This window comes from Pseudomonas sp. FH4, from assembly GCF_000510915.2.
Classification (GTDB): Bacteria; Pseudomonadota; Gammaproteobacteria; order Pseudomonadales; family Pseudomonadaceae; genus Aquipseudomonas; species Aquipseudomonas brenneri.
In genome coordinates, this window is sequence record NZ_AOHN01000044.1 from 178607 (window position 1) to 203533 (window position 24927).

General features: G+C 60.6%; 23 protein-coding genes. 12 read left to right on the plus strand and 11 right to left on the minus strand.

The genetic code is table 11. From position 1 onward, the window contains the following. Positions 1 to 14 precede the first annotated feature (14 nt). From H097_RS25150 to H097_RS25175, 6 genes are all read left to right on the plus strand, one after another. A complete protein-coding gene (locus H097_RS25150) occupies positions 15 to 1082 on the plus strand; it encodes an ABC transporter substrate-binding protein (RefSeq protein ID WP_032863264.1) in 1068 nt (355 codons plus the stop codon). Positions 1083 to 1216: 134 nt separating this feature from the next. Continuing rightward, positions 1217 to 2023: an alkaline phosphatase family protein gene (locus H097_RS25155; RefSeq protein ID WP_032863265.1), complete on the plus strand. Its 807-nt coding sequence runs from the start codon at positions 1217 to 1219 to the stop codon at positions 2021 to 2023. Then, positions 2020 to 2865 (plus strand): ABC transporter permease subunit, encoded by an 846-nt coding sequence (locus tag H097_RS25160; protein ID WP_032863266.1) that lies wholly within the window; start codon positions 2020 to 2022, stop codon positions 2863 to 2865. Before H097_RS25155 ends, H097_RS25160 begins: the two co-directional genes overlap by 4 nt. Continuing rightward, positions 2852 to 3652 (plus strand): ABC transporter permease, encoded by an 801-nt coding sequence (locus H097_RS25165; protein WP_032863267.1) that lies wholly within the window; start codon positions 2852 to 2854, stop codon positions 3650 to 3652. Before H097_RS25160 ends, H097_RS25165 begins: the two co-directional genes overlap by 14 nt. Beyond that, positions 3649 to 4638 carry an ABC transporter ATP-binding protein gene (locus H097_RS25170; RefSeq protein ID WP_032863268.1) on the plus strand — a complete coding sequence of 330 codons (990 nt, stop codon included), beginning with the start codon at positions 3649 to 3651 and terminating at the stop codon, positions 4636 to 4638. Before H097_RS25165 ends, H097_RS25170 begins: the two co-directional genes overlap by 4 nt. A gap of 31 nt (positions 4639 to 4669) precedes the next feature. After that, complete coding sequence (locus H097_RS25175) at positions 4670 to 5323, plus strand: HAD family hydrolase (RefSeq protein WP_032863269.1); 654 nt, start codon at positions 4670 to 4672, stop codon at positions 5321 to 5323. 95 nt (positions 5324 to 5418) lie between these two features. On the opposite strand, the gene H097_RS25180 is transcribed toward H097_RS25175, so the two are convergent. Beyond that, the gene (locus H097_RS25180; RefSeq protein ID WP_032863270.1) at positions 5419 to 6381 is read right to left on the minus strand and encodes a zinc-binding dehydrogenase; all 963 of its coding nucleotides are present in this window, start codon (positions 6379 to 6381) and stop codon (positions 5419 to 5421) included. Between the two features lie 138 nt (positions 6382 to 6519). On the opposite strand from H097_RS25180, the gene H097_RS25185 reads away from it, so the two are divergent. Both H097_RS25185 and H097_RS25190 read left to right on the plus strand, forming a co-directional pair. Next, on the plus strand, positions 6520 to 8601 hold the full coding sequence (locus tag H097_RS25185; RefSeq protein ID WP_174553288.1) for a carboxy terminal-processing peptidase: 2082 nt from the start codon (positions 6520 to 6522) through the stop codon (positions 8599 to 8601). A gap of 118 nt (positions 8602 to 8719) precedes the next feature. Then, positions 8720 to 10477, plus strand: coding sequence for a bifunctional diguanylate cyclase/phosphodiesterase (locus H097_RS25190; protein ID WP_275656681.1), 1758 nt, complete (start codon positions 8720 to 8722; stop codon positions 10475 to 10477). A gap of 78 nt (positions 10478 to 10555) precedes the next feature. Here the strand turns inward: H097_RS25190 and H097_RS25195 are convergent, their stop codons facing one another. From H097_RS25195 to H097_RS25215, 5 genes are all read right to left on the minus strand, one after another. Beyond that, entirely contained in the window at positions 10556 to 10942 is a 387-nt protein-coding gene (locus H097_RS25195; protein WP_032863273.1) for a sel1 repeat family protein, read from the minus strand. Continuing rightward, positions 10943 to 11314 (minus strand): hypothetical protein, encoded by a 372-nt coding sequence (locus tag H097_RS25200; RefSeq protein WP_029292807.1) that lies wholly within the window; start codon positions 11312 to 11314, stop codon positions 10943 to 10945. It abuts the gene before it with no gap. After that, complete coding sequence (locus H097_RS25205; protein WP_032863274.1) at positions 11311 to 11649, minus strand: helix-turn-helix transcriptional regulator; 339 nt, start codon at positions 11647 to 11649, stop codon at positions 11311 to 11313. The genes H097_RS25200 and H097_RS25205 overlap by 4 nt, the downstream gene beginning before the upstream one ends. 97 nt (positions 11650 to 11746) lie before the next feature. Further along, positions 11747 to 12202, minus strand: coding sequence for a YkvA family protein (locus H097_RS25210; RefSeq protein ID WP_032863275.1), 456 nt, complete (start codon positions 12200 to 12202; stop codon positions 11747 to 11749). A gap of 342 nt (positions 12203 to 12544) precedes the next feature. After that, complete coding sequence (locus tag H097_RS25215) at positions 12545 to 13273, minus strand: FKBP-type peptidyl-prolyl cis-trans isomerase (protein WP_032863277.1); 729 nt, start codon at positions 13271 to 13273, stop codon at positions 12545 to 12547. Between the two features lie 258 nt (positions 13274 to 13531). Between H097_RS25215 and H097_RS25220 the strand changes: the two genes are divergently transcribed. After that, entirely contained in the window at positions 13532 to 15340 is a 1809-nt protein-coding gene (locus tag H097_RS25220) for a di-heme-cytochrome C peroxidase (protein ID WP_032863279.1), read from the plus strand. A 29-nt stretch (positions 15341 to 15369) separates the two neighbouring features. Further along, entirely contained in the window at positions 15370 to 16503 is a 1134-nt protein-coding gene (locus H097_RS25225) for a catalase family protein (RefSeq protein ID WP_032863280.1), read from the plus strand. Positions 16504 to 16542: 39 nt separating this feature from the next. On the opposite strand, the gene H097_RS25230 is transcribed toward H097_RS25225, so the two are convergent. Genes H097_RS25230 through H097_RS25240 form a run of 3 tightly spaced genes read right to left on the minus strand, consistent with a single transcriptional unit; the run spans position 16543 to position 21173 of the window. Beyond that, the gene (locus tag H097_RS25230; RefSeq protein WP_032863282.1) at positions 16543 to 17502 is read right to left on the minus strand and encodes a LysR substrate-binding domain-containing protein; all 960 of its coding nucleotides are present in this window, start codon (positions 17500 to 17502) and stop codon (positions 16543 to 16545) included. A gap of 50 nt (positions 17503 to 17552) precedes the next feature. Then, the gene (locus tag H097_RS25235) at positions 17553 to 19562 is read right to left on the minus strand and encodes a CocE/NonD family hydrolase (protein WP_032863283.1); all 2010 of its coding nucleotides are present in this window, start codon (positions 19560 to 19562) and stop codon (positions 17553 to 17555) included. Positions 19563 to 19589: 27 nt separating this feature from the next. Continuing rightward, positions 19590 to 21173, minus strand: coding sequence for a BCCT family transporter (locus H097_RS25240; protein ID WP_032863443.1), 1584 nt, complete (start codon positions 21171 to 21173; stop codon positions 19590 to 19592). Between the two features lie 408 nt (positions 21174 to 21581). Here H097_RS25240 and tal point away from each other — a divergent pair, with 408 nt between their 5' ends. Beyond that, entirely contained in the window at positions 21582 to 22508 is a 927-nt protein-coding gene (tal, locus tag H097_RS25245) for a transaldolase (RefSeq protein WP_032863284.1), read from the plus strand. Between the two features lie 135 nt (positions 22509 to 22643). Here tal and rssC read toward each other — a convergent pair whose 3' ends face one another. Beyond that, positions 22644 to 23126, minus strand: a complete 483-nt coding sequence (rssC, locus tag H097_RS25250) for an anti-sigma factor antagonist RssC (RefSeq protein WP_032863286.1) — start codon at positions 23124 to 23126, stop codon at positions 22644 to 22646. Next, positions 23126 to 24307: a two-component system response regulator RssB gene (gene rssB / locus H097_RS25255; RefSeq protein WP_032863287.1), complete on the minus strand. Its 1182-nt coding sequence runs from the start codon at positions 24305 to 24307 to the stop codon at positions 23126 to 23128. The genes rssC and rssB overlap by 1 nt, the downstream gene beginning before the upstream one ends. Before the next feature lie 277 nt (positions 24308 to 24584). On the opposite strand from rssB, the gene H097_RS25260 reads away from it, so the two are divergent. Further along, positions 24585 to 24881: a PilZ domain-containing protein gene (locus H097_RS25260; RefSeq protein WP_032863288.1), complete on the plus strand. Its 297-nt coding sequence runs from the start codon at positions 24585 to 24587 to the stop codon at positions 24879 to 24881. Positions 24882 to 24927: the final 46 nt, after the last annotated feature.

Consider the following 24927-nt stretch of genomic DNA (forward strand, 5'->3'; position numbering starts at 1 on the left):
CAAAGGAGCTTCGGATGAAACAGCTTTTCCTGGCATCACTGTTAGGCTCGACCATTGCCATGTGCACCGCCGCCATGGCCGCTGACACCGACTTGAAAACCCTGGAGGCTGCCGCCAAGGCAGAAGGCTCTGTGAACAGCGTCGGCATGCCCGATGACTGGGCCAACTGGCGCGGCACCTGGGAAGACCTGGCGGCCAAGTACGGCCTCAAGCACATCGATACCGATATGAGCTCGGCCCAGGAAATCGCCAAGTTCGCCGCAGAAAAAGACAATGCCAGCGCCGATATCGGTGACGTGGGCGCAGCCTTTGGCCCGATTGCGGTCAAGCAGGGCGTGACCCAACCCTACAAGCCAAGCACCTGGGAGCAGATCCCGGCCTGGGCCAAGGACAAGGACGGCAACTGGGCACTGGCCTACACCGGCACCATCGCGTTTATCGTCAACAAAAAGCTGCTGCACGGTTCCGAAGTCCCGACCAAGTGGTCTGACCTGAAGACCGGCAAGTACAAGGTCTCGATTGGTGACGTGAGCACCGCCGCCCAGGCCGCCAACGGTGTGCTGGCAGCAGCCCTGGCCAACGGTGGTGACGAAAAGAACATCCAGCCGGCGCTGCTGATGTTCGCCGAGATCGCCAAGCAGGGGCGGATCTCCCTGGCCAACCCGACCATCGCCACCATGGAAAAAGGTGAAGTTGAAGTAGGCGTGGTCTGGGACTTCAACGGCCTGAGCTACAAGGCCAAGATGGCCAACCCGGATGATTATGTGGTGCTGATCCCATCGGATGGCTCGGTGATTTCCGGCTACACCACCATCATCAACAAATACGCCAAGCACCCCAACGCCGCCAAACTGACCCGCGAATACATCTTCAGTGATGCCGGGCAGATCAACCTGGCCAAGGGCAATGCGCGGCCGATCCGTGCCGAACACCTGACCCTGCCCCCAGAAGTCCAGGCCAAGCTGCTGCCCAACGAGCAGTACAAGGGCGTGACCCCGATCAAGGACGCCGATGCCTGGGAGAAGACCTCCAAGGCGCTGCCGCAGAAATGGCAGGAAGAAGTCATTATCAATATGCAGTAAGCCCAGCACCCCACATTGGCAATCCACTGGAGACCCAATGTGGGAACAGGCTTGTGTGGGGGCGAGCAAGCCCGCCCCCACAGTTTTGACCCTGTTCCTCCAGACATACCGATGTTTACTGTTGCGGAGCCCCTATGAAGCACAACGTCATCCTTGTGGTGCTCGACGGCCTGAACTACGAGGTCGCCCGGCATGCCATGGGGCATCTCCAGGCCTACGTCGGCGCAGGACGCGCAGCGCTGTACAAGCTGGAATGCGAATTGCCCTCCCTCTCCCGCCCGCTGTACGAATGCATCCTCACCGGCGTAGCGCCGATCGACAGCGGCATCGTCCACAACCACGTCTCGCGCCTGTCCACCCAGCGCAGCATTTTCCATTACGCCACGGATGCCGGCCTGAGCACCGCAGCGGCGGCTTACCACTGGGTCAGCGAGCTGTATAACCGCTCGCCCTTCAGCGCAGCCCGCGACCGGCATACCGATGACGAGGCCCTGGCGATCCAGCACGGGCATTTCTACTGGAGCGATCATTATCCCGACGCCCACCTGTTTGCCGATGCCGAAAGCCTGCGCCTCAAGCACGCGCCGAACTTTTTGCTGGTACACCCGATGAATATCGACGACGCCGGCCACAAGCACGGCCTCGACACCCCGCAATACCGCAACAGCGCCCGCTCGGCCGACATCATCCTGGCCGACTACCTGCAAGGCTGGCTCGATGCCGGTTACCAGGTGCTGGTCACCGCCGACCACGGCATGAACAACGACCGTTCGCACAACGGCCTGCTGGCGGAGGAACGCGAAGTACCGCTGTTTGTCCTCGGCGATGCGTTCAGCCTCGACCCCAAGGCCCAGCCCAAGCAAACCGAAATCTGCGGCACCGTTTGCGCCCTGCTTGGCGTGGCCCACGACAAACCTGTCTGCCAGGAGCTGTTGAAGTGAATTCAGTAATCCGTGGCAAATGGCTGGCCGCCCTGTGCCTGGTGCCCTTCGCCCTGTTCTTTATCGTGTTCCAGATCGCGCCGCTGTTCTGGGTGATGGTCAACAGCCTGCAATCGGAAGAGTTCGGCTGGGGGCTGGCCAACTTCAGCAAGATCTTCAGCTCGAAGTTCTACGTGCAGGCAATCAAGCACAGCCTGGAGATCAGTTTCTACTCCAGCATCTTCGGCATCATCATCGCGTTGCTGGGCAGCTATTCCCTGCGCAAGGTGGATTCGCCGCTGCGCAACTTCGTCACTGCGTTTGCCAACATGACCAGCAACTTCTCCGGCGTGCCCCTGGCCTTTGCCTTCATCATCCTGCTGGGGTTCAACGGCAGCATCACCATCATGCTCAAGCAGGCCGGGATCATTCAGGACTTCAACCTGTACTCCAAGACCGGCCTGATCATCCTGTACACCTACTTCCAGATCCCCCTGGGCGTGTTGCTGCTGTACCCGGCCTTCGATGCCCTGCGCGAAGACTGGCGCGAATCCGCCGCGTTGCTAGGGGCCAATGGCTGGCAGTACTGGCGGCATATCGGCCTGCCGGTGCTGACCCCGGCGCTGCTGGGCACCTTCGTGATCCTGGTGGCCAATGCCCTGGGCGCCTACGCCACGGTCTATGCGTTGACCACCGGCAACTTCAACGTGCTGCCGATCCGCATCGCAGCGATGGTTTCCGGCGATATTTCCCTGGACCCGAACATGGCCAGCGCCCTGGCCGTGATCCTGGTAGCGCTGATGACCGTGGTCACCGTGGTCCATCAACTGCTGCTCAAGAGGAGCTACCATGTCTCGCGCTGAAGCCAGCCCCGTCGCCCTCTATCATCGCGTGGTGGTGTACCTGCTGTTCGCAATCCTGGTGCTGCCGTTGATTGGCACCCTGGTGTATTCCCTCGCCAGCAGTTGGTCGGCAACCATCCTGCCCTCAGGCTTTACCTTCAAATGGTATGTGCAACTGTGGAGCGATCCGCGCTTCCTGCACGCCTTTGGTCAGTCATTGCTGGTCTGCGTCGGCGCGCTAATCCTGTCGGTGGTGCTGATCCTGCCGCTGCTGTTTGTGGTGCACTACCACTTTCCCAAGCTCGACGCGCTGATGAACATCCTGATCCTGCTGCCCTTCGCGGTGCCGCCGGTGGTGTCGTCGGTGGGGCTGTTGCAGTTATACGGCTCGGGGCCGCTGGCGATGGTCGGCACGCCGTGGATCCTGATTGGCTGCTACTTCACCGTGGCGCTGCCGTTCATGTACCGCGCGATCACCAACAACCTGCAAGCGATCAACCTGCGCGACTTGATGGATGCCGCCCAACTGCTCGGCGCCAGCACCTGGCAGGCGGCGATCCTGGTGGTGTTGCCTAACCTGCGCAAGGGCCTGATGGTGGCGTTGCTGCTGTCGTTCTCGTTCCTGTTCGGCGAGTTTGTGTTTGCCAATATCCTCGTCGGCACGCGCTACGAGACCTTGCAGGTGTACCTCAACAACATGCGCAACAGCAGCGGCCACTTCACCAGCGCCGTGGTCATTTCCTACTTCCTCTTCGTGCTGCTGCTCACTTGGGCCGCCAACCTCTTGAACAAGGACAAAAGCCAATGAGCTTCGTCAGCGTCCAGCACCTGCAAAAAAGCTATGCCGCCACCCCGGTGTTCAGCGATATCAATTGCGAGATCGCCAAGGGCGAATTCGTCACCCTCCTCGGCCCGTCCGGTTGCGGCAAGTCCACGCTGCTGCGCTGCATCGCCGGCCTGACGCCAGTGGACAGCGGGCAGATCCTACTGGACGGCCAGGACATCGTTCCTGTTAGCCCGCAGAAGCGCCATATCGGCATGGTGTTCCAGAGCTACGCGCTGTTCCCCAACATGACCGTAGAGCAGAACGTCGCCTTCGGCCTGCGTATGCAGAAGGTCAACAGCGACGACAGCCATAAGCGTGTCCAGGAAGTGCTGCAACTGGTCGAACTCAAGGATCTGGCCGGGCGTTACCCGCACCAGATGTCCGGCGGCCAGTGCCAGCGCGTCGCCCTCGCCCGCTCCCTGGTCACCCGGCCGCGCCTGTTGCTGCTCGATGAGCCGCTGTCGGCGCTGGATGCACGGATTCGCAAGCACCTGCGCGAACAGATCCGCCAGATCCAGCGCGAGCTGGGGCTGACCACCATCTTCGTGACCCATGACCAGGAAGAAGCGCTGGTCATGTCCGACCGCATCTTCCTGATGAACCAGGGCAAGATTGTGCAGAGCGGCGACGCCGAGACCCTGTACACCGCTCCGGTGGATGCCTTCGCGGCCGGTTTTATCGGCAACTACAACCTGCTGGACGCCGAGCAGGCCAGCAAGCTGTTGCAGCGCCCGGTCAACGGGCGCATCGCCATCCGCCCTGAATCCATCGAGCTCAACCGCAGCGGCGAACTGGACGCCCTGGTCCGCAGCCATAGCCTGCTGGGCAATGTGATCCGCTATCGGATCGAAGCCCGGGGCGTGGAATTGGTGGTGGACGTACTCAATCGCTCGGCCCAGGATCTGCATGCGGATGGCCAGCGCCTAGCACTTTCTATCGATCCCGCTGCGCTGTGTGAGGTAGCCTGAGGATGCAGCGTTTATTGAGGAAGCATGACTGATGGCTTTGGTAATTTTTGATCTGGACGACACCCTGATCCACGGCGACTGCGCCACCTTGTGGAGCGAACAGATGGGCCGCCTGGGCTGGGTGGACCGTGAATCGTTCATGCGCAAGAACCATGAACTGATGTCCGCCTACAGCCGCGGCGAGTTGGCCATGGAAGAATTCATGGACTTCAGCCTGGAACCGATGATCGGGCGCACCCCGGAAGAAGTCGCACATCTGGTAGAGCCCTGGGTGGAAGATATTATCGAGCCGCTGATCTACAGCGACGCCACCAAGACCATCGCCCGCCACCGCCAGAACGGTGACCGGATCCTGGTGATCTCGGCCTCGGGCACCCATCTGGTCAAGCCGATTGCAGCACGCATTGGCATCGAGGAAGTGCTGGGGATTGAACTGGACGTGGCGCATGGGGTGTACAGCGGCAAGACAGTCGGTGTACTGACCTACCGTGAAGGCAAGATCACCCGGCTGATGCAATGGCTGGAGCAGGAAGGTGAAAGCCTGGAAGGCGCGTACTTCTATTCGGATTCGCGCAATGACTTGCCGCTGTTGAGCAAAGTGGACTTTCCCCAGGTGGTGAATCCGGATCCGGTGCTGCGGGCCCATGCCGAACAGGCCGGCTGGCCGATCCACCAGTGGACCTGACCCCCCTTTTCCTGAATTGAAACCCAATCAAAATGTGGGAGCGGGCTTGCTCGCTCCCACATTTTTTTGACCCGGTTTCAATTCGGCATTGGCATTTAAGCCAGGCTTGCGTCGATCACCAGCACCAACTTCCCGGAAATCTGGTTGGTCGCCAGCTCCGCAAACGCAGCCTCGGCATCCGTAATCGCAAAGGTCTTGGCCAACTGCGGGCTCAACCGCCCTTCGCCAAACAACGGCCATACATGCTGACTCAGATCACTGAACAAATCGGCCTTGAACTGCTCATCACGGCTACGCAAGGTCGAGCCCAGCACTTGCACGCGTTTTGCCAGCACCTGCGCCAGGTCCAGTTGGGCCTCGCGCCCGCCCATCAGGCCGATCAACACCCAGCGCCCATCGCGGGCCAGTAGCTTGAGGTTGATCGCGGCGTAATTGCCGCCCACCGGGTCGAGAATCACGTCGAACGGGCCGAAATCGCGCAAGGCCTCGATACCGTCGGTACGTACCACGCCGCCCTGGGCGCCGAGGGCTTCGCAATAGGCCAGGCGATCCGCCGAGCCGACGCTGACCCAGCACGGGCTGCCAAACGCCTTGCACAGTTGGATCGCTGCCGAGCCGACACCACTGGCGCCCGCGTGCAACAGCACCTTTTCACCGGGCTTGAGCGCCGCCAACTGGAACAGGTTGAGCCAGGCCGTGCTGTACACCTCCGGCAACGCCGCCGCCTCGGCCAGGGACAATCCCTCCGGCACCGGCAGTACGTGGCGTGCATCCACCACTACTTCTTCGGCCATGCCACCGCCCGCCAGCAGCGCACAGACCCGGTCTCCCACTTGCCAGGCCGAGCCGGCGCCGACTTCGCTGATGACCCCGGAACACTCCAGGCCCAGCACTTCGCTAGCCCCTGGCGGTGGCGGATAGAGCCCTGCACGCTGTAATAAGTCGGCCCGATTCAAGCCGGCTGCCGCCACACGAATACGAACTTGGCCTACATCACATGTAGGACTTGGGGTCTCAACCCACTCCACATGACCTTCAACGCCTTGCAATGCTTTCACAGTGCCTCCATAGTGAGTCTGGACTGAGCCCGTTGCTGTAGCGCCGGGCTTTTTGCATTATGCGACCGGCCCAAATGGAACCGGCGACTTCAAAGACGGCCTAATATGCGTTATCAATTGCCCCCGCGTCGAATCAGCATGAAGCATTTGTTCCCCAGCACCGCCCTCGCTCTTTTCATTGGTCTCGGCCTGTTGCCGCTGTCGACCAATACGTTCGCAGCCAACAGCTGGGACAAGCTTCAGCCCGATCGCGACGAGGTGATTGCCAGCCTTAACGTCGTTGAGTTGCTCAAGCGCCACCATTACAGCAAGCCGCCGCTGGACGATGCGCGTTCGGTGATCATCTATGACAGCTACCTCAAGCTGCTGGATCCCTCGCGCAGCTACTTCCTGGCCAGCGATATCGCTGAGTTCGACAAGTGGAAGACCCAGTTCGACGACCTGCTCAAGAGCGGCGACCTGCAGCCTGGCTTCACCATCTACAAGCGTTACCTGGACCGTGTCAAAGCGCGTCTGGACTTCGCTCTGGGTGAGCTGAACAAAGGCGTCGACAAGCTCGACTTCACCCAGAAGGAAACCCTGCTGGTGGATCGCAAGGACGCCCCTTGGCTGACCAGCACCGCCGCCCTGGATGACCTGTGGCGCAAGCGCGTCAAGGATGAAGTCCTGCGCCTGAAGATCGCCGGCAAAGAGCCCAAGGCGATCCAGGAACTGCTGACCAAGCGCTACAAGAATCAATTGAGCCGCCTGGAGCAGACCCGCGCCGAAGATATCTTCCAGGCCTATATCAACACCTTCGCGATGTCCTACGATCCGCACACCAATTATCTGTCGCCAGATAACGCGGAAAATTTTGATATCAACATGAGTCTGTCCCTCGAAGGCATCGGTGCCGTGCTGCAGAGCGACAACGATCAGGTCAAGATCGTGCGCCTGGTGCCGGCAGGCCCGGCGGACAAGACCAAGCAGGTTGCTCCGGCCGACAAGATCATCGGCGTGGCCCAGGCTGACAAAGAAATGGTCGACGTAGTCGGCTGGCGCCTGGACGAAGTGGTCAAGCTGATCCGTGGGCCGAAAGGCAGCGTGGTGCGCCTGGAAGTGATTCCGCACACCAATGCGCCGAACGACCAGACCAGCAAGGTGGTGTCGATCACCCGCGAAGCGGTGAAGCTCGAAGACCAGGCCGTGCAGAAGAAAGTCCTCAACCTCAAGCAGGATGGCAAGGACTACAAGCTGGGCATCATTGAAATCCCGGCCTTCTACCTGGACTTCAAGGCCTTCCGTGCTGGCGATCCGGACTACAAGAGCACCACTCGCGACGTGAAGAAAATCCTCACCGAGCTTTCCAAAGAGAAAGTTGACGGTGTGGTCATCGACCTGCGCAACAACGGTGGCGGCTCCTTGCAGGAAGCCACCGAGCTGACCAGCCTGTTTATCGACAAGGGTCCGACCGTGTTGGTGCGCAACGCCGATGGCCGCGTAGATGTGCTGGAAGACGAAAACCCGGGGGCCTTCTACAAAGGGCCGATGGCGTTGCTGGTCAACCGCCTCTCGGCTTCGGCCTCGGAGATTTTTGCCGGGGCGATGCAGGATTACCACCGCGCATTGATCATCGGTGGCCAGACCTTCGGCAAAGGCACGGTGCAGACTATCCAGCCGCTCAACCATGGCGAGCTCAAGCTGACGTTGGCCAAGTTCTACCGGGTTTCCGGGCAGAGCACCCAACATCAGGGCGTGCTGCCGGACATTGATTTCCCGTCGATCATCGACACCAAGGAAATCGGCGAAAGCGCCCTGCCCGAAGCCATGCCGTGGGACACCATCCGCCCGGCCATCAAGCCTGCCTCGGACCCCTTCAAGCCGTACCTGGCCCAGCTCAAGACCGAACATGACGCCCGCTCCGCCAAGGATGCCGAGTTCGTGTTTATCCGCGACAAGCTGGCCCTGGCCAAGAAGCTGATGGCCGAGAAGACCGTCAGCCTCAATGAAGTGGACCGTCGTGCGCAGCACACCGACATCGAAAATCAGCAACTGGCCCTGGAGAACATCCGACGCAAGGCCAAGGGTGAAGAAGCCCTCAAGGAGCTGAAGAAAGAAGACGAAGACGCGCTGCCGACCGAACCTGAAAAGACCAAGCCGGAAGATGATGCCTACCTGAGCGAAACCGGGCGGATTCTGCTGGACTACCTGAAAATCAGCAAGACGGTGGCCAAGCAGTAAGTGATGGCAATTTAATGTGAGCGCTCCACGGAGCGTCATCAAATAGACATCATTCTGTCGTGAAATGAAGGACCGGGCGCCCCAGGCACCCGGTCCTTTTTTTTCGACCGAGATCATCATGACCATGACCGAACAGCTGAATGCCCTGGGCTCCATCCTGGCTCAAGGCAGTTTGCACAGTCTGTTCCAACCGATCATTTGCCTCTCCGAACGTCGCATCCTCGGCTATGAAGCCCTGAGCCGCGGCCCGTCCAACAGCCCGTTGCACTCGCCCCTGGCGCTGTTTTCGGTCGCACGCCAGGGCGGGCTTCTCAATGAGTTGGAGATGGCGTGCCGGCAAAGCGCATGTCGGCGCTTCAGCGAGCAACAGTTGCCGGGCAAGCTGTTTCTCAACGTCTCACCGGAATCGTTGCTGGAGACCACCCACCAACCAGGGCGCACCTTGCACATGCTGCGCGACTTCGGCATCGCGCCCAGCCAGGTGGTGATCGAACTCACCGAACAATCCCCGACCGACGACTTCCAACTGCTGCAAACCGCCCTGCATCACTATCGCAACATGGGGTTTTCGATTGCCCTGGATGACTTGGGCGCCGGTTATTCGAGCCTGCGGCTGTGGTCTGAATTGCGCCCCGACTATGTGAAGATCGACCGACACTTTATCGACGGGATCCACCAGGATGCGCTCAAGCGTGAGTTTGTCGGCTCGATCCTGCAAATCGCCAGGGCCTCCCGCGCGCAGGTGATTGCCGAAGGTATCGAGTTGCAGGAGGAATTGGCAGTACTGACGGAAATGGGTGTGGACCTGATCCAGGGCTACCTGCTGTGTCGTCCCCAGGAGCATCCGCCCCAGGAAGCGCGGTTGATGCTGGCCAGGCCCGACAGCACCAGCGTCTCGCTCAACGAAGAAGCCAGCGACCTCAGCGCCCTGCTCAACGAACAACCCGCCGTGGCCCAGCACACACCTACCGCCAATGTGCTGGAAGCCTTTCGCCGCCAGGCCAACCTCAACTCCCTGGCAGTGCTGGACGAGCTTGGCCAGCCCATCGGTATCGTGCATCGGCACTCGTTGTCAGATGCGCTGCTCAAGCCGTTTGCCACCGACCTGTTTGCGCGCAAGCCCATCAGCCGCTTGATGAGCGATGACTTCCTGGCCGTGGAGCTGAGCCAGTCGTTGCAACAGGTCAGCCGCCTGCTGACCAGCCGGGCGCGGCAACGGATCGAAGAAGATTTCATCATCACCCAGAACGGCAACTACCTGGGGTTGGGCCGAGTGATCGACGTGCTCAAGTTGATTACCGAGCTGAAAATCCAACAGGCGCGCTACGCCAACCCGCTGACCCTGCTACCGGGCAACGTGCCAATCCAGCAGTGCCTGACGCGACTGTTGCAGCAGCAGCGCGAGTCAGTGATTTGTTATGTGGATATCGACAGTTTCAAGCCGTTCAACGATATCTACGGCTATGGGCGTGGCGATGAAGTGCTGCTGTGCCTGGCACAATGCCTCAACGACCGGGTGGACCCCAGCCGCGACTTTGTCGGGCATATTGGTGGCGATGACTTTTTGCTGGTGCTCGGCGCCCAGGATTGGCGTAAGCGGCTCAACCAGTTGGTGGATGATTTCCAGACCCAGTGCCGGCGCTTCTACCGCAGTGAGCATTTGGAGGCCGGCTGTTTTATCGCCCTGAATCGCCAAGGCCTGCGTCAGGAATTCGCCCTGCTGTCGCTGTCCATTGGCGTGGTACATCTGCATCCATTGAGCTGTGGCCACCTGGATGCCAGCCAACTGGCCGAATTGGCCTCGCAGGCCAAGCATCACGCCAAGAACGTGGCCGGCTACAGCATCCACGTGATCGACAGCCGCGAACGCCTGTAGGAGCTGGCTTGCCAGCGAAAAACCAGAGAGCAACACGGAGCACCAGGCACCCGGCGTTTTTCGCAGGCTTGCCGACGCCTACAACTGCTCCAGGCGTATCTGCGCCAGCGGATGCCCGGCCTTGGCGGCGATGGTCCACCAGCGCGCGGCTTCAGCCGGGTCCGGGGCCTTGCCCAGGCTGCCTGCCAGGCTCAGCACACCGACTTGATAGGCCGCCTTGCCATCGCCTGCCTGCCCCGCCAGGCGCAGCAAGCGCACGCCTTCTTCCCGCGCGCCCAACCCTTGGCCACGAAAGGTCAGGATATGCCCATAAAAACTTTGTGCATCGACATTGCCCAGGTTGGCCATGCGTGCGAACTGGCCCTCCAGCCAGTGCCAGCCACGGGGCTGACGCACAAACCATGACCAATGAAACAACCGGCGTGCCAGCCAATAGCTGGCATACGCTTTGAGTTTCCAGAACACTCAGGCCTCCGCTGATTCAGGATATTCGTACTCGAACACTCGGACCACTTCCGAGGCATGCCAGGATGCTGCGGCGACACCATCGGAAGGTCCACAGAAACGCCCAAGGCGTTCGACACATTCAAAAAAACCGGTACGCGGCAACCGGCTCGCGCCCTGGCTGATCACCAGGGAACTGCGTAGCGGTTGCTCGGCCTTGGCATCCAGGGCGGCCAGGTGTTCCAGGGCCGCGGTCAGGGTTTGCATCGCCGGCGTCGGAAACTGCAGGCGCTCAAGCAATGCACGATAAGTCAAAAGATGGCGTTGGCGACGGGCCTGATCAAGTTCGTTGAGCAACCCATCCCAATGTTGACGGCTGATGCGCACACTCACGTTTCATCCCTCCAACCGGCAATCCCCAACTCCCAGGCCAGGCTGCGACGGATCGCGGCATCCGGCTGGCGTTCACCACTTTCAATCAAGCCCAGGTAGGACGGGCTGATGCCCACGGTGCGGGCCAATGCCTCAATGGCCAGGCCCTTGGCTTCGCGCAGGTTGCGCAAGTGCGCCAGGGGGCGTAGATCCGTCGCGGTCGCGACGGGAGGGGTCTGTGCAGCAGGAGTGCTTGGTTGCTGCAGGCCGGCGGCTGTTAACAGCACCTGGTACTGAGCCCATGGCAGAACCGCATATTCGGGTTCGCCATCCCGTGAAATGATCTGTATATCCATGACTGCCCCGTAGGATCACAACACTTACGAAGTAAGTACTTTCCTTAGGAGTGTAATCCTAACAGCCGCAAAGAGCGCAGGGGGATAATCCGCGCCTTCAGTTTTTTTTCGGGTTTTCCTGCTCCAGAAGCTGCGGTGTGGCGGGCAAGCGCTCGACCACCACCAGCTTCTCCGGGCGTTGGCGTTCACGCCAGGCGCGGAAGGCACTCAACTCCCCGTCCAGGGACTTCATGACCCAGGCCAGTACCGCGATGTCATCGAGCATGCCGAACATGGGCAAAAAGTCCGGGATCGCATCAATCGGGCTGAGGAAGTACATCAGCCCCGCTACCACCGATATCAGCGCCTTGGGGCTGATCGCCCGGTACTCGCCACGCCAGTAGGCCAGGCACAGCGCCTGGAGCAGCTTGAGGTCGTCCTTGAGCTTGCCCAGGCGGTTACCCTGGCTTGAGCCTTTGGCGGCAACCGCGAACAACAAGGTCGGCAGGCGTCCACGCCCGATTAGCCGTGCGGCCAACGGTAGGAAGCGGGTGAAATTCCAGGGTGCTTTCATCGTCACTCCAGTTCCAGGCGAGAGAAAAGGTTATCCACACAACTTGTGGATAACCTTGTGAACAGAGGCCATTTTCGCGGCTGAAAGCCACGTAGTACAAGGCCTACAGTCAGATCGGGCGTTTTTTGCGCACATAAAAAAATCCCAAGATTTCATTGACTTGGGGTACATCTGCGGCTACCCGTGCCGAGGTATAGCATCAGACTGCTCTAAGTCGCAGGCGTTCGTTCGGATTTAACCCACGCCCCCTCCACAACCACGGTCAACTGTGGGAGCTGTCGAGCCCCGGCCCAGAAACAACAACGCCCCGTATAAACGGGGCGTTGGATGTTCAACTGCTGCTTACTTGGCAGCAGGTGCCTCAGGAGCCTCGGCCTTGGCCGGGTCCTTGATTGCCAGCAGCTCCAGGTCAAAGACCAGTACGGAGTTGGCTGGAATCGCCGGGCTCGGGCTCTGGGCGCCGTAGGCCAGGTCGGACGGGATGTACAACTCGACCTTCTCGCCCACGTGCATCAGTTGCAGGCCTTCGACCCAACCCGGGATCACGCCGCTGACCGGCAGGTCAATCGGGCTGCCGCGATCCACGGAGCTGTCAAAGGTGGTGCCGTTGGTCAGCTTGCCGGTGTAGTGCACAGTCACTACGTCGGTCGGCTTGGGCTGGGCGCCTTCGGCCTTCTTCACGATCTTGTATTGCAGACCGGAAGCAGTGGTGACCACGCCGTCTTTCTTGGCGTTGTCTTCGAGGTATTTCTTGCCGGCGGCTGCCGACTCTTCGCTCATCTTGGTCATGCGTTCTTCGGCACGCTTTTGCAGTGCGGAAAACGCTTCAACCAGTTCTTCATCCTTCAGCTTCTGTTCTTTCTTGCCAACGGCATCTTCGATGCCTTGGGCAACTGCCTTGGAGTCCAGGTCATCCATACCTTCCTGAGCCAGGCTTTTGCCCATGTTCAGGCCGATACCGTAGGAAGCTTTCTGCGCCGGGGTTTTCAGCTCTACGCTGGTTTGCGAATCACAACCCGCAAGTACCAGGCTAACCAGGGCCACCGCCGCCGCCAACCGATGCTGTTTCATGCTATTTCCTTGTTCATGCGCCAAAAGGGCATTCGAATAAAGTCGCGAGCTTATCAGGCGGCCACGACCAATGGCTACCGGCATGTGAGCAGGAAACTTCTGATAAGTTCACGTGTTTAAAAGCATTTTCATCTGCGTCAAAGTCCGACGAAGGACAGCAGGCCAGCCGAAAACCACCGGTGCAGACCGATCATGGCTACTTGCCGCCTGCCTCGCTCGGTGGCATAAGGACGCAACAACTCGACAAGGATAGTTATCTTGCGCATTTTTTCCCGTGTTTTACTCCTGATCCTGTCACTTATGGGACTGGCGCTGGCCGTGGTGCTCTATTACGTGCTCAACCCGAAGCTGCCGGATTACGTGCCGGTGGACCAGGTGCACTACCAGGACCAATGGACCACCGCCGACCGCCAGGTCTACTACTTCACGCCCCAGGGCACCCAGGTCAAGGGCTTGCGCTATGACTGGTTCACGGCGCTGGAGCTGCCGTTTTCCGAGCAGCGCTTTGCCGAACCGGCTTACCTTGCGCGGTTCGGTTTCCTGGTAGACCCGCGGCAACAGGCCACACCCCAGAACCCCGGCAACCTGCCCGCTGGCTTCGCCCGGCACAAGAATGCCGGCAGCAACGCGGAGTTTCTCGATATCACCTGCGCCGCCTGCCACACCGGCGAGTTGCGCTTCAATGGCCAGGCGCTGCGCATCGACGGGGGCGCTGCGCAACACGTGCTGCCCTCCAGCGTGCCGACCCTGCGCGGTGGCAGCTTCGGCCAGGCCCTAGTGGCCAGCCTCACCGCCACCTATTACAACCCGCTGAAGTTCAGGCGTTTTGCCCACAACGTGCTGGGGGATCAATACGACGCCCAGTACGATCAGTTGCGCCAGGACTTCAAAAAGTCCCTGGACACCTTCCTCAAGGTGGCCTGGAACGATACCCACCGTGGCCTCTACCCCACCGAAGAAGGCCCGGGGCGCACCGACGCCTTCGGTCGTATCGCCAACGCCAGCTTTGGTGATGCCATTTCGCCGGACAACTACCGTATCGCCAACGCACCGGTGGACTACCCGCAGTTGTGGGACATGTGGACCTTCGACTGGGTGCAATGGAATGGCTCGGCCCAGCAACCCATGGCGCGTAATATCGGCGAGGCGTTAGGCGTGGGCGCGACCCTGGACTTCTTCGACAGCGCCGGCCAGCCGCTCAAGGGCGAGGCGCGCTACCCCTCCAGTGTGCGGGTGCGTGACTTGAACCTGATCGAAGAAACCCTGCAACGGCTCAAACCACCGACCTGGCCTGAAGCGTTGTTCGGGGCCGTGGACAAACCCCTGGCCGCCAGGGGCCGCGCGCTGTTTACCGAAAACTGCGCCGGCTGCCACGTACCCAGCGTAACCCTGGTCAACGGGCGCCCGGTGCAACAACTGAAAATGCTGCCCGTGGACTACATCGGCACCGACCCCGGCACCGCCAGCAATATTGCCAACCAGCGCTATGACCTCAGCGCCCTGCAATGGGACCCCGCCGAGTTGGCGCAGTTGAATGTCGAGTTGCACCCGACACCGACCGAACCGCTGGACCTGCGCAGCCTGTCTGTGGCCAAGGGCCTGGCTTATGTCACCGCATTTGTCGAAGAACACGCCTACCGCGCCGCCGGCATCACCCCGGCAGAACGCCCGCGCCTGGACGGCTACGGCCTGCCTATCGGCGTGCGCGAACTGTGGGCCTACAAGGCCCGCCCACTGGCCGGCGTGTGGGCCACGCCGCCGTTCCTGCACAATGGCTCGGTGCCCACGCTCTACCAGTTGCTTTCACCGCAGTACGAACGCAGCCGTACTTTCTATAAAGGCACCTTCGATTACGACCCACGTCACTTGGGTTATCGCACCGAGGCCTTTAAAAACGCCTTCCTGTTCGATACGAATATCACCGGCAACCACAACAGCGGCCACGAATTTCGCGCAGGCAAGCGTGGCAACGGGGTGATTGGCCGGGGCCTGGAGCCTGAGGAACGCTGGGCGCTGCTCGAATACCTGAAAGTACTGGGCGGCCCGCTGGAGCAGCAACTGCCATGACTTCCCCCTTTCGATACAAGGATCGCTCCATGCTCGCTCGACTGTGGCTGCGCCTCGGCGCATTTCTCGGCAAGACACTGTTATGGCTGGTGGGCCTGGGCTTGCTCGGCTGGCTGGCGGCCACCCTGTGGTTTGCCTGGCACCACAGCGGCCCGGTGCCTGTAGAGGAACAGATCCCGCCCGGCGAAGCCGCCATGACTCAAGGCATCATTCAGACGGCGGTGCGCATCGTCGACCAGCATCGCGAAGGCACCCGCTACCTGCGTGACGCGCATGCCAAGGCCCACGGCTGCGTGAAGGCCGAAGTCAGCGTACTGCCGGGCCTCGACCCGGCGTTGCGCCAGGGCGTGTTCGCTGAACCGGGCAAGACCTGGCAGGCGCTGATGCGCCTGTCCAACGGCAACGCTTATCCACAGTTCGACAGCATCCGCGACGCCCGCGGCATGGCGATCAAACTGCTGGACGTGCCGGGCAAGCAACTGCTGGCCGATCAGCAGGCGCGTGCCGAGCAGGACTTTGTGATGTTCAGCCACCCCAACTTTTTCGTCAGCGACGTGGCGGAGTACGCGCAAAACATCGGGGCCCAGGCCAATGGCCAGAAAGCCATGGCGTTTTTCCCCAGCTTCGACCCACGCAGTTGGCAGGTGCGACATCTGTTTATCGCCCTCGCAACGCTGGCGCCGGCGCCGGCCAGCCCGACAGAGGCGACGTATTTTTCAGTATCGCCCTACAAGTTTGGTGCGGCCAACGCCAAGTTCCGCGTTGCGCCTGACCCGCAAAGCTGCCCGCCATACAGCCTGCCGAAACAGAACCAGGACTTGCCGAACTTCTTGCGCAGCGCCTTGAACCAGCAGTTGTCCACCGACCGTATCGACGCCTGTTTTGTGTTGCAGATCCAGCGCCAGAACCCACAGAAATACATGCCTATCGAAGACACCAGTATCGAATGGAAGGAAAGCGACGCGCCCTACGAGAGCGTGGCGAAAATTCGCATTCCGGCGCAGGATTTCGACACCCCTGCGCTTAACCTGGCCTGTGACAACCAGTCGTTCAACCCGTGGTTTGGCGTGGAGGAACACCGACCGATTGGTGGGATCAACCGGTTGCGCAAGGCGGTGTATGAGGCGGTGAGTGATTATCGGCATGGCCGTAACACTCCCTGACTAAACCCTGTAGGAGCTCGATGACGATCAGGGTGTCAGTCACCCTGGGTTATCGTTAACGACCATCGCGGGCAAGCCCGCTCCCACAGGATTGGCCAGCAACCATTGCTGAAAGCTGCGCGCCGCCGAGGGCGGGTTGCGGTGCTGTGGCTGCATCAGTTGCAGACGGCCACGGCTGTGCATGTGATGGGGCAAGGCCAGTTGCAGGCGGCCAGCCGCCAGTTCACCCTCCAGCAAGCACTTCCAGCCCAGGGCCACACCGTGCCCCATCACCGCCGATTGCATCAGCAACTGATAGCTGTTGGTGCGCAAGGCATGACGGGGCGTGTGGTATTGCGCACCGATATCGGCGAACCAGTCGGCCCAGGTCAGCCAGTCGTGATAGTGGTCTTCGACGATCAACAAGGTGTGACTGTGCAGCAGGTGTTGGGCGTCGCGGATCATGCCGTGACGCTCAATGTAACCGGGACTGCACACGGCAATGACCTGTTCGCTGGCAAATACCGGGGTCAGTTCCAGGCCGAGGGGCGGCGGCAGTTCATCCAGGTGATAGAACAGGCCCAGGTCATATTCACTGACATCCAGGTGGCTTGGGCTTTCACTGCACAAGATGCGGATATCCAGGTCCGGGTGCTCACGCTGGAAGGCCGGCAGCAGCGCAGCAAGCCAGATGGAACTGATAGTCGGCGTGCTGGCCAGGGTCAGTTGGCGATCGGCGCCACGCCGACGCAGCTCCGCCGACTCGCGATCAAGCTCGCGCAGCAGCCGCTGGATGGTGCGAAAGTAACGCACGCCGGCCGGTGTCAGGCTCAGGCCCAAGGCCAGCCGATAAAACAGCGGCCGCGCCAGGTCTTCCTCCAGGCGTTTGATCTGCCGGCTCACCGCGCTTTGGGTCAGGTTCAGCTCATGGGCCGCCTGGGTGAAACTCAAATGACGGGCGGCCGCTTCAAACGTCTGCAAACAATTGAGCGGTGGAAGATCGACGTTTCGGCGCGACATGCAGGGGCCCGTGCTTGATCAGACAAGCAGGTATCCTGCCATTTGCCCACTCACAACGCGACCCGCGCGACACGTTTGTTCCAGGTTCGGTGATGGACCTGTGCCCCGTTTTCCCGCGCGTGCTGTTGGGCCTCGACGTAGAACCACTGGGCGTCGGCATGCACCTGTAGGCGGCTGTCGACTTCCACCGACCACGGCCCGCGCTCGACGCGGTAGTGCCACTGGATATCGGCCCGGGTCGACAACGGGTCCCAGGGCAAGGTGCGATAGAGCTCGGTGCAGCGCTGGTCCACCGCCAGGCCGTGCTCGGTGAAGCGCACAGCGCCCAGGTCGTCCTCGATTTTCACGCAGACTTCGCCACTGCCCACATCCTCGATCAACGTGCGCTTGGGTGCGGCCGCCCGCAGAATCTGCAGTGCCGCCGGGGCAGCCGCCTGCGGAGTGCCGAATGGGCATGGCACCGCCGCACCACTGAAGATCGGCAATTGCACACATTGCAGGGCGGGTAGCACGGTCAGGGTGGTCAGCTCACGGCTGGGCCACAGCAACGGAAAACTCGCGGTGCTGAGGGCCAGGCGCAGACGATGGCCGGCCGGCACCCGCGTGCCGATGTGGTCCAGGCTCAACTGCACGTCCATGGGTTCGCCTGGCACGGGTGGTGTCAGACGCGAGGCATCCTCACGCAAGGTAAGGTTAAGCACGCCGTAGGTGATCTGCGTGACCTGGCCGTCGGGCGCCACGGCATTCAGTCGCGCCACCAGTTGCCCGCAGGTGGTATCGCTGGCCAGGCGCAGTTGCAAACGCACATCGCCCAGCAGCGCCAGGGGTTCGGCCAGTGGCTGGGAGTCGAAACACAGCGATTGCGCATCGTCGCGACGCTGATCGGTCGGGCCGTCGGGGCCGAACCAGATGGCGCAGTATTCGCCCTGGTGCAGGCCAGTGGTCAGTGGCGAACAGATGCTGCGTGCGCTGCCCAGTGGCTGCAGGCCGGGCGTGAGGCCACGGTCGTCGAGGCTGTAGTCGGCCCATTGGACCTGGGAATCGGGCCAACCCGACGTCTGCACCCAAATGCCCGGCCGCTCGGCATAACTGCCCTTGGGCGCCAACACATCCTGTAGGTAAAAGGTGCAGGCTGCGTCGTCCATTACCCCGTTCTCGATACCTTTGAGCCAATGGTCCCACCAGCGCTTGGCCTCCTGCAGGAAACCAATGGCCGGGTTGGGCACGGCGAAATGCGGGTACTTGTGGATCCAGGGGCCGATCATGGCTTTCTTCGGGCCTGGCAGATGCTGCATCAGGCGCGGCACCGCATTCTTGTAGGCGTCGCCCCAACCGCCCACGGCGTACACCGCCGCCTTGATCGCCGAGTAGTCCTCGCAGACCGAGCCGTGACGCCAGTAGGCATCGCGGGTCTGGTGCTGCAACCAGGTTTCGGCCAGCAGCGGCATGGCGTCCAGGCGTTGTTGCCACAGGGTTTTCCAGGCATCGCCGACCAGTTGCGGGTCCGGCGCCGCCGCACTGAAGTTGAGCATGGTTGCGGCCCAGCCGAAGTTCTCCAGCAGCAGGTTGCCGCCCTTGTAATGGATGTCATCGGCAAAGCGGTCATCGGTGGAGCACAGGGTGATGATCGCCTTCAACGCCTCGGGCTGGCGCGCCGCGACTTGCAGGCTGTTGAACCCCCCCCAGGAGATGCCCATCATCCCCAGGTTGCCGTCGCACCAGGGTTGCTGGCACAGCCACTCGATCACTTCGAGGGCGTCGTTCTGTTCCTGCAACAGGTATTCGTCGGCCATCAAGCCCTCGGATTCGCCGTTGCCGCGCATATCAACGCGCACGCACACATAGCCCTGCCCCGCCATCCACGGATGGGTCAGCGCATCGCGCACCGCCGTGCCATCGCGCTTGCGATAGGGCAAGTATTCGAGGATCGCCGGGAAGGCCTGCGCGCTGGCGGTTTCAGGCAGCCAGATGCGAGCCGCCAGTTGCGTGCCGTCGCTCATGGGGATCAGGCAATGTTCTATTTCACGGACTGTGTAGGCAAATTCGGTGACGATTTCCATCGGTAACTCCAGCAACAAACAGGCAAGTCAGCGGGCAAAATCCGCCACGGGGCTGGCATCACGCAAGCCAGGCTCAATCGTCGGTGCCACTGCCTTTACCTCCAGCAGCGCCGGGTTCTTCAACCAGTAAATCAACGACGTGCTGGCCAGCAGCACCAGGATCATTCCCGGCAAGCCGCCGAGGTTGGAGAGCATCTTCACCCCGTCGATACCGACAAAGGCCACCATGACCCAGGACACCGTGCCGATGATCACGCCCCAGACGATCTTCAAAAGCGGGTTGCCGTCCAGGTCCGAATCAGCGGTAACCCCCTTGCTGCACAGGTTGGCGATCACGTCGGTGCTGGAGTCGGCGGCGGTGACGAACGAGATGAACGCGACAAACAACAGGAACGCGATCATCAAGCCGCTGGCCGGCAACTGCTGGAACATCTGGTACAACACATGCTCCACGCCTTGTTCGTTGAGCACGCGGTTCAAGCTGCCGTCGCCCAGGGCATCGAAGTACAGGCTGCTGCCGGAAAAGATGCAGATCCACAGCGCGGTGAACAACGCCGGGTACAGCATGTTGATATGGATAAATTCGCGCACCGTGTAGCCCCGGCCGATCTTGCCGAGAAACAGCGCACTGACCGGGGCCCAGGCGAACCACACCGACCAGTAGAACACCGTCCAACTCTGCGGCCAGCTGTCGCCACTGGCAGCGCCGGTGAACAGGCTGCGGCTGAAGAAGGTATCGAGGTAGACCCCCAGGGACTCGACGCCCAGGCTGAACATGTACAGGGTCGGCCCGCACAGCAATACAAACCCGCCCAGGGCCAGCATGATCCAGGTGTTGAACGACGACAGCATGACGATGCCGCGTTGCAGGCCGCTGGCAGCCGAGGCCACGAAAGTGATGACGATCACCGCGATGATCAGCGCCAGGCGCAACGGCGTGGTTTCGCCGCCGATGTATTGGCTCAGGCCGCCGGACAAAGTCAGCGCGCCGGTGCCCAGGGACGAGGCCATGCCCGCCACCAGGGCGAACATTGCCAGGGTGTCGATCAGCCCGGCATACCGCTTGACCCGCGCGGCGCCGAGCAAGGGTTGCAACATAGCGCCAATCGAGAAATGGCTGCGCAGGTTGTAGAACACCAGAGCAAAGACCAGGGAGGGCACCAGGTAAATCGCGTAAGGGGTGATCGTCCAGTGCAGGAACATCGTCGACAGGGCAAAACTCTTGGCCGCCGCGCTGCCCGCCTCGATCGGCAGGCTGCTGGGCGGTGAATACACATGGTAGAGCGGCTCAGCCGTGGTCCAGAACAACACGCCCACCGCCAGGGTGGTACACAGTGCAACCATGAACCAACGCCATTTGCTCAACAGGGGCGTGGCGCCCTCTCCGCCGATGCGCACCTTGCCCAGGGGCGAAAAATAGACGATCGCGGTCAGTACCACCATGGCAAAGGAACCGGCGCTGAACAGCCAGGAAAAGTTTTGCAGGATCACCGTATTGAGTTGCTTGCTCACGGCGAGGAATGCCTTGAGGTCAACGTAGCTGGCGATCACCGCCACCAGCAGAATCAGAAAGGTTGGCCAGAAGACCAAAGGACGCAATGGGTATTTCATCTCGTGCGCTTCCCCAGACAGACTATTTTTATTGCCTTTGCAGGCCATTGTTAGAAAGCGGGCACCGCGCATCCTGCTGCTGGCCGCCCGCCTTGAAGTCTTCGCGTGGGTATAGATAAGCGTGAGTGCCGGCTGCGATGCAATCGACCAATAGGTATGGGGGTATTCCGTCAGCTCATGAGCGATCAGAGACTTTCAACAAAAGCAGAATGACATTCACTTGATCTATGGAGGTCAAAAATGTGAGAGCTTGCTTGCCTGCGATGGCGGAGGATAGGTGCAAGTGTATGGTCATTCAAACGACTGTTTTCAGGTTGTTGCCCTCGCAAACGATCGAATGCATTTGCGCCCTTGAGCGGCTATCGACCCTCGGGTAATGTCATCAGACCCATAGGATAGAGCACGCCCATGACTTCCAAGCTGGAACAACTCAAGCAATTCACGACTGTAGTGGCCGATACCGGCGACTTTGAAGCTATCGCTCGCGTCAAGCCGCAGGATGCCACTACCAACCCGTCCCTCTTGCTCAAGGCGGCGTCAATTCCAGCCTACGCCAAGCTGCTGGATGCCTGCGTACAGGATTGCAACGGTGATGTGGGCCTGGCCAGTGACCGTTTTGCGGTGGCCGTCGGGCAAGAGATCCTTAAAGTGGTGCCAGGGCGTATTTCCACCGAGGTGGATGCCCGCCTGTCGTTCGACACTGACGCGGTACTCAAGCGCGCACATCGCCTGATCGGCCTGTACGAAGACGCTGGCATTGGCCGCGACCGCGTGCTGATCAAGATCGCGTCCACCTGGGAAGGCATTCGTGCCGCCGAGCAGTTGGAAAAGGAAGGTATTCAGACCAACCTGACTCTGTTGTTTTCCTTCGCCCAGGCCGTGGCCTGCGCTGAAGCCGGGGTGTTCCTGATTTCGCCGTTCGTGGGTCGTATCTACGACTGGTACAAAAAGGCCAATGGCAACGACTACACCGGGGCCGATGACCCAGGCGTGCAGTCAGTAACGCGCATCTACAACTACTACAAGGCCAATGGCTACAAGACTGTGGTGATGGGCGCGAGCTTCCGCAACCTGAGCCAAATCGAAGAGCTGGCCGGTTGCGATCGCTTGACCATCAGTCCGGATTTGCTGGAGAAGCTGGCAGCCGACAATGGCAAGCTTGCGCGCAAGTTGGCCCCAGGCCATGCCGGTGAAGCCCGTGTGCACATGACCGAGGCGCAATTCCGTTGGGAGTCCAACGAGGATGCCATGGCCACTGAGAAGCTGGCCGAAGGTATTCGCCAGTTTGCTCGTGACCAGGAAAAACTGGAGGCGTTGTTGAGCGCCAAGCTGTAAAAAGCGGGCGCGGTAAAAAGGGCGGTATCCGTTAGGATGCCGCCCTTTTTTGTACCCGCTCAGTATGTGTTGGTTGGGCTGGCGCTATCGCAGGCAAGCCAGCTCCCACATTTTGACCGTGCTCCAACCGTGAGGTCAGTGCCGCTCCAGGGCGTTGACCAGGTCGTGGAACGCTTCGCGGTTGGATTCGTTCAAGCCCATCAGGATCTTGTGCGCCTCCAGCACCTTGAGTCGTACCACTTCCTCGGACTGGTCCTGGGATGGCAAGTCGGTCAGGCATTCCGGGCACGGGATCGGGCGGTCAACGATGTTGAACACTTGATCGAAACCCATCGACTGCAAGAGCCGAGTGATGTCTTCGTGGGTGGTGACGACGGTCGGCAGCAGTCCGACCTTCTGCCGAGACAGAATGGACAGCTTAGCCAACAGCCCAAGGGTGGTGCTATCGATGCTGCGGGTTTCGGTCAGATCGATCACGATCGCCGAGAAGTTCAAGGCTGTGAAAATCCGCTCAATCGTTGCATCCAGCGCCGAACACAAGGTCAGGCGCACTTCACCGACAAATTTCAGGACGAAGGTCCCTTCTTGTTCGGCGAATTGGATTCTTCCGGTACTCATCAAAGATTCCTGCTCAACACCAATAGGGCGATATCATCCGGCATCTCCCCTAGCGTGGCCAATCCAAAAACCTGCCGCAGACCATCCAGGCTGCCGCCCGCCGACCTGACCCGTTGGGGTAAGGCGGCTTCTTTCTCCTTGAGTGTAGGCTCTGGAAGAAGGTCCAGGATGCCGTCGGACATCAGCGTCAGGCTGAAGGCCGGCGGCAGTTCCAGGATGTGGTCCTCATAGGTGGCTTCATTGAACAAGCCAACCGGCAGACCACGCCCTTCCAGGTAACGCACACTGTCTGGAGTGTATAAAACCGGCAATGGCAGGTGACCGCCAATGCTGTAGGTCAAAAGACCGGTTTCTTCATCAATCACGCCGCCCACCATCGTCACGTGCTTGCCCAGCTTGCAGCTGATCAGGCCCCGGTTGATGTGGCCCAGCACTTGCGAGGGGGTGAACTCTGGCAAGGTGCCATTGCGCTTGGATTCGAACAACAACCGTGTGGTCATGAACTTCAACAACACGGTGACAAAAGCGGAGGAAGCACCGTGTCCGGAGACGTCGGCCAGATAAAACGCGACCCGGCGCTCATCCACACGGAAATAGTCGACAAAATCACCCGACAGGTACAGTGACGGGATGATCTGGTGGGCGAACTGGAACTCGTCGATGCTCCACGGACTCACCGGCAGCATGTTCATCTGCACCTGGCGACCGGCGTTCTGGTCTTCCTGGAGCAGATTGAGGCTCGCTTCGAGTTCACGGTTGGCGGTTTCGAGCTTCTCGCGGTAGCGCTGGTTCTCCAGCAGCAGGCGGGCACGATCCAGCGCACGGCGCACCGAGTGCTCCAATACGGCCAGGTCTTCCAGGGGCTTGATCAGGTAATCGGCGGCGCCCAGGCGCAAGGCTTCCACAGCGTCGTTCATCACCCCGGCACCGGACACGACAATCACGGGTGTCTGCGGGGCAAGCTCGGTCACCTGGCGGATCAGCTCAAGGCCGCCCATCTGGGGCATGCGCAGGTCGCAGATCACCAGGTCGGGCTGGTCGCGCTCGAACACCTGGAGACCCTGAAGACCATTGCCGGCCTGCAGGACGCTGAAGCCACTGTCTTCCAAATAGGCCGCGAGACTCGCGCGCACTACTTCGTCGTCATCGATTATCAGCAGCGTGGCACTGGTTTTCTGCATGTGGGCAAACGGCGCCAGAATTAGGTTGGCGTAGGCAGTCAGGCAATGGCCCGGCTCGCACTACTGGATTCGCTTTCTAGCCTCTCTGTCCTACAAAACATGCGCTTTTAACCGACGCACAAAGGTAAAGCAGAGGTGCCCTTCTAAGGCGCAGACGGTACTCCCATCCGTCAGGGGTTTCAAGCTCATGCCGATGGTCGCTGGGCGTCTTTACATCGCAAATCACCGGGAGTTATAAGAACAGGCAAAACCACAACGCAATGGACGGATGAAACCTATGAGCGCAAATGAACGTGACTATGCAGAAAAGCGCGATTTCATCCGCATGCGTGTGGATGCTGGCGTGTCGTTGATCCATGCCGGGCAAGAGATTGCCGGGGTCTGCCTGGACCTCTCCAGCTCTGGAATGCAGGTTCAGGCGCAGCACCCATTCAATGTGGGTGACCAACTGAAGGTGCGCATCGACTCAGAGCACGCCGCGCTCAAAGGCCTGGAAGCCGACACTGAGGTGGTATGGGCCCGCAAAGAAGGCGACGATCAGCACCTGGGCCTGAAAATTCTCAAGATGTACTGAAATCAATGCACACAAAAAAGGCGGCCCCGAAGGCCACCTTTTTCAT